5 protein-coding genes are annotated in these 5,290 nt (G+C 58.9%); 2 read left to right on the plus strand and 3 right to left on the minus strand.

The features are described from left to right. Positions 1-149: 149 nt before the first annotated feature. Together A3754_RS14055 and A3754_RS14060 are read right to left on the minus strand one after the other, a co-directional pair. Positions 150-1,349 (minus strand): acyl-CoA desaturase, encoded by a 1,200-nt coding sequence (locus tag A3754_RS14055; protein ID WP_063520197.1) that lies wholly within the window; start codon positions 1,347-1,349, stop codon positions 150-152. Positions 1,350-1,359: 10 nt separating this feature from the next. Then, positions 1,360-2,478: a ferredoxin reductase gene (locus tag A3754_RS14060; protein ID WP_063520198.1), complete on the minus strand. Its 1,119-nt coding sequence runs from the start codon at positions 2,476-2,478 to the stop codon at positions 1,360-1,362. Positions 2,479-3,254: 776 nt separating this feature from the next. Here A3754_RS14060 and A3754_RS14065 point away from each other — a divergent pair. Both A3754_RS14065 and A3754_RS14070 read left to right on the plus strand, forming a co-directional pair. Beyond that, positions 3,255-3,677, plus strand: coding sequence for a hypothetical protein (locus A3754_RS14065; RefSeq protein ID WP_063520199.1), 423 nt, complete (start codon positions 3,255-3,257; stop codon positions 3,675-3,677). A gap of 107 nt (positions 3,678-3,784) precedes the next feature. Then, on the plus strand, positions 3,785-4,849 hold the full coding sequence (locus tag A3754_RS14070; protein WP_231880634.1) for an NAD-dependent epimerase/dehydratase family protein: 1,065 nt from the start codon (positions 3,785-3,787) through the stop codon (positions 4,847-4,849). Positions 4,850-4,934: 85 nt separating this feature from the next. Here the strand turns inward: A3754_RS14070 and A3754_RS14075 are convergent. After that, positions 4,935-5,290 (minus strand): NAD(P)H-dependent oxidoreductase (locus A3754_RS14075; RefSeq protein ID WP_197468661.1); only part of this gene is annotated, 356 nt, incomplete at its 5' end.

Genomic DNA, 5,290 nt, shown 5'->3' on the forward strand with positions numbered 1-5,290 from the left:
GGCATCAGGCATCAGGCATCAGGCATCAGGCATCAGGTATCAGGCATGGAGAGCGTGGCAACCTGTGAGCTATTCACTCTAATCCGCAGTTAACCAAAGCACTGGACCGGTGCAGCCAGCTGCGTGCACCGGGCCAGGCGGGGCTACGTTCAGGAATGCGAGGCCTGGCTTTGGCTCCCTTCGTAGGGTTCACCGCCGCCGGGAAAGGCCAGCCGCAGGTTGTTCAGCCAGGTGGTGCCAAACTGTCGGAACAGGGAAGCGCTGTTGTACGGAATGCCGTAACGGTCTGCCAGCGCTCGCACCCGTGGGGCCACTTCCTTGTAGCGGTTGCTGCACATGTCCGGGAACAGGTGATGTTCGATCTGGTGCGACAGGTTACCGGACAGGATATGGAACAGCTTGCCGCCCTCGATGTTGCAGGAACCCAGCATCTGGCGCAGATACCAGCGACCACGGGTTTCGCCTTCCACCTGTTCCAGGGTGAAGTTGTGGGCTCCGGCGGGGAAGTGCCCGCAGAAGATAATGGTGAATGCCCAGATGTTGCGGATCAGGTTGGCCACCGCATTGGCGCCGGCCACCATGCCGAACACCAGCAGGGGCGAGAAGGGCACATAGAAGGAAATCGGGATCGCCACCAGCGCCGCCGCCAGCGGCCAGGCGATGTAATCCTTGGCCACCTGACGCCATACCTTGTAGCCGATACGTTTTAACAGCGGCGTGAAATCCTTCAGCTTGTTCTTGCCTTTCAGGTGGTCATCAATGGCCTGTTCATGAACGGCCACGCCTTCCTCGAACAGCAGCATCAGCAAAATGAAATAGATTGGCTGTAGCAAGAACGCCGGCTTCCATTTTTGCATGGGCGTCACCCGCATAATGCCGTAGCCCACATCCAGGTCTTTTTCCAGCACATTGGTCCAGGTGTGGTGCACCACATTGTGCGAATGCATCCAGCGGTCCGAGGGGCTCATGGTGTCCCATTCCCAGGTGTTGGACTGGATTTCCGGGTCCTTCATCCAGTCCCACTGGGCATGCAACACGTTGTGGGCGATTTCCATGTTTTCCAGAATCTTGGCGATGCCGAGCGCGAACACGCCCAGGCCCATGAGGGTGAGTGCCACTGGCCAGGTTGCCAGCGCGTGCCCCCAGGCGGGAATGAAAAACAGCGACAGGTAAATCACAAAGCGGGAGCTCACCGCCATGGTGCGCTGGGTCTTGATCACCTTGAGGATATAGGCCCGGTCACGGTCGCCCCGGGAATCAAACACCTCGTTGCGAATGGCTTCCAGCTCGTTGCCAAATTCTTCGATCTGTTCGTCGGTCAGGTCGACCGGGTATTGATGGGTTTTCATTATTGTTCCCTCACAAATCCAGTTCGCAGTCGCCGGCGGCGGCGCAGATGCAGGTTTGTACAATGCTGCCAGCTTCGTTCAGTACCTCGCCGGTGCGCAGGTCACGCACACACCCGGACACCAGCGTGGTGTTGCAGGTATGGCAGATGCCCATGCGGCAGCCGTGGGGCGGGTTCATTCCGGCCGCCTCGGCCACTTTCAGTAGTGGCGTGTCGCTGTCGCCGTCGGTTTCCACATCGCTCTGGGCGAAGCGCACCCGGCCACCCACCGCATCGGCGGGCACCTCGGTAAAGGGCGCACGGAATCGCTCCACATGCAGTCGGCGAATACAGCCGGCTTCGGTCATGCATTGCTCGATCGCTTCCAGCAGCGAAGGTGGGCCGCAGGCGTACACATCCCGGTCTTTCCAGTCCGGGCAGAGCGCATCCAGCTGTGCTGCAGAAAAACGGTTACGGCTCGGGTCCTCGCCTTCGCGGCTGTAAATCAGATGCAGGTGATAGCGATCGTTGTAGCGATCCATCGCCTTCAATTCCTTGCCCAGCACCACATCAAACTCGTGGGGCGCATAGTGGATATGATGAGTATCGGGTAGGCGCCCCTGGGCAATCAGGCTGTTGATCATGCTGAACGCGGGGGTAATACCGCTGCCGGCGGTAATGAACAGCGGCTGGATAGGCTGTGCATCGGGCAGATAGAAATCCCCCTGGGGCAGGCCGATGGGCAGGTAGTCGCCCACCTTGATATTGCGCACGATGTGGTGGGAGATAGTCCCCTTGTCGATGGCTTTCACCGTGATCGTGAAGCAATCGTCTTCGCGCTCGGGGGGCGAGGAAATGGTGTAGGTGCGGGTGTAATGCTTGCCATCGGCAGGGATGCCCACTCGCACATGCTGGCCAGCCCGGTGCCCGCGCCAGTTCAGGCCGGGCCGCAGGGTGAGCGTGCGTGCGTCTTTGGTTTCATCCCACACTTTTACCACTCGGGCCTGCAGCTTGTGGGTGGTCCACAACGGGTTCACCAGTTCCAGGTAATGGGAGGTGCGCAGTGGCCAGGCAAAATAATCGGTGATGGTACTCAGTCGAGACCAGATGGACGATGATGCACCTGGCTCTGGCTGGGTGGGTTGACGCATAACGGTTCCTCTTTCGTTGTCATTATTCGAGGTTGTCGCTAACCCGGCATTGCAGGTGGTGTTGCAAGCGGGGGCATGGGGTGAACAGTGCCGCTGGGGCTGGCCGTCACAGTCCGTTCTTGTCCATATCGGTACCGGTAAAACCGCATCCCGGAGCGTTTGAGTATCCTCCTCTATCAAGTCCGCAGGCCAATGACCTTAACCGAATCTGTACGCAAACCCTGTGCAGAAAAACACTGCTTACGCTGCGTTAATGAACATGTGTTCACATTGGGCTTTAGCGTAAAACTACTGCTGCCATGCTGTCCAGCCTTTCTTGATTAGCGGTGCTAGGTTTCACTGGTGACGTGCCTGTGTGCCTGGGCGTTGAGGCCGAAAACAGGACGGAATGGTTAAGTTCCTATGGGAAAGTAAGAGAAGGCTTACAGACGCAGGTGGGGGATGTGGTGATAATTTGATCACCTGCTACGTAGAATTGCTGAAATAAATCCTGCGTATTCATTCTTATCTGGCAGGGGTGGTGTTCACTAACGGTGATCAAGGATGCATTTGCACCTTGCCTGACGCTGAACACAGTGAAACCGAATACTGCTGCTGGTTCCTCGTTTACCCCGGCCTTGCCCGGGGTTTTTATTGTCCGGGATAAGGGCGCTTTTCATCCTGTGGGCCATTGATGGCGGCTAGATTCAGCCCTCACGTTTTTCTGTTATGGGATATGCTAGCGTCTGTCTGCTTACACCGCCGCTTACTCGATAGTGCAGTCCAACGGAGATTCAATGGCTAACCCGAAGCAACAATGGCTACAGGCCTTCACCGCTGGTTTTATCGCCACTCTGCTGTTCCATCAGGGCGTGCTGGCCCTGTTCTGGCTGGGCGGCCTTATCCCTGCCTTTCCATGGAACATGACCCCGGTGCCACCACTGGGTGTACCACAAGTGATGTCCCTGGCCTTCTGGGGTGGTGTGTGGGGCTTGCCGGTGTGGTGGATCATTCGCCGCTGGCAGAGCATGAAGTTCTGGCTCAGCGCCATCGTCATCGGTGCCATCGGCCCGACCCTGGTGGCGATGCTGCTGGTGTTCCCCATGAAAGGGCTGGACGTGAATGCCACCAAGGTCGTGGGAGGTTTGATTGTGAACGCTGCCTGGGGGCTGGGGTTGGCAGCCTGGATGCAGTTCAACCGGTGGCGGTGGAGTGCGTGATCCGGGCGCACCACCGGCCATGGAAAGCAAATGGCTCGAACAGCCCTGGACGTTCTGTCCCCACATCGTGATAGCGTTAGCCCTCTTTTTCATGGCGGGAGCCAAGCATGCCCAGTAACACCCATACCGTGATGATTACCGGCGCCTCGGGCTATATCGCCAGCTGGATCGTTAAACTCCTGCTGGAAGCCGGCCACACTGTGCACGCCACTGTGCGCAACCCCGACAAGGCCAAAAGCGTGGATCACCTGAAGCGTCTTGCCGAATCGGCGCCCGGCACCCTGAAACTGTTCAAAGCGGATTTGCTGGATGCGGACAGTTTTGATGCGCCCATGCAGGGCTGCGACATCCTCATGCACACCGCCTCGCCCTTCGTGCTGGATGGCTTTACCGATGCCTACGAGGCCCTGGTACGCCCGGCCGTGGAAGGCACCCGCAATGTGCTCAATGCCGCCAACCGTTGCGACCCCCTCAAGCGTGTGGTGCTCACCAGTAGCGTGGCCTCCGTGTACGGTGATGCCACCGAGATGAAGGGCAAGAGTGCTTTCACCGAAGCCGACTGGAACACCACCAGCAGCGTCGACCACAACCCGTACCAATATTCCAAGGTGGCTGCCGAGCGCGAGGCCTGGAAAATCCATGATGCCCAGAGCGGCGATGCAGCCAGCCGCTGGGATCTGGTCACCATCAACCCGGGCATGGTGTATGGGCCGTCACTCACCAACGCCAGCCACTCCGCCAGTATCGGCACCCTGCTGGACATGGGGCGCGGTAAGCTGCGTACCGGTGTGCCGGACCTGTCATACGGCATGGTGGATGTGCGTGAAGTGGCTCAGGCGCATCTGTTGGGCGCGTTTAATCAAAGCGCAGAAGGCCGCTATATCCTGGTCAGCGAATCCGTTTCCATGCTGGATATCGCCGCCATTCTGCGCAAGCAATTCGGTCGCCAATATCCCTTCCCGATGATGAAGGTGCCCAAGCCGGTGGTATGGGCGGTCGGCCCGTTCATGGGCCCGGTGACCCGCAAGTTCATCAGCCGCAACGTGGGGTATCCATTGCACTTCGACAACACTCGCAGCAAAGCGCTGGGTGTGAACTACCGTGCAGCCAGCGATACCCTCAAAGATCACTTCGAGCAGGTGTTGGAAGACGGGCTGGTGCGGCGGCGTTAAACCACGGACCCGCTTGCATGACGAATGGCCTGCCATCCCTGCGCGGGCTTTCGTCATGCAGGTATTCTTCCCTCCGATGCTTAAATCAGCCCAGTGCGTAATCCGCTTGCGGCGTTTCGCTGGTAGCGCTCTGCAACTGCTCCACCAAGGCATCCACCTCCTGCTCGGCCTGGCGAATCGACGCGGCCAATCGTTCCCCGCCTTCTTCCTGATGTTCAACGGCAACGTAGTGAATGCGGGTAATGCCGATAAACTGCAGCACGGTAGTGAGGCCCGGTTCCAGATGATTCAGGTGGGCCAGATCGCCGCCGTGATTGAAGCCGGCGCCACCCCGTGACGACAGGATGACCGCGTGGCGAGGACGATCCGCCAGCAGCGGGGTGAACGGATCCTCCGGCCGGGTTTCGTCATAGCCCACCGTGCGGCCCATGCGCACGATCT

The organism is Alcanivorax sp. HI0083 (assembly GCF_001635175.1).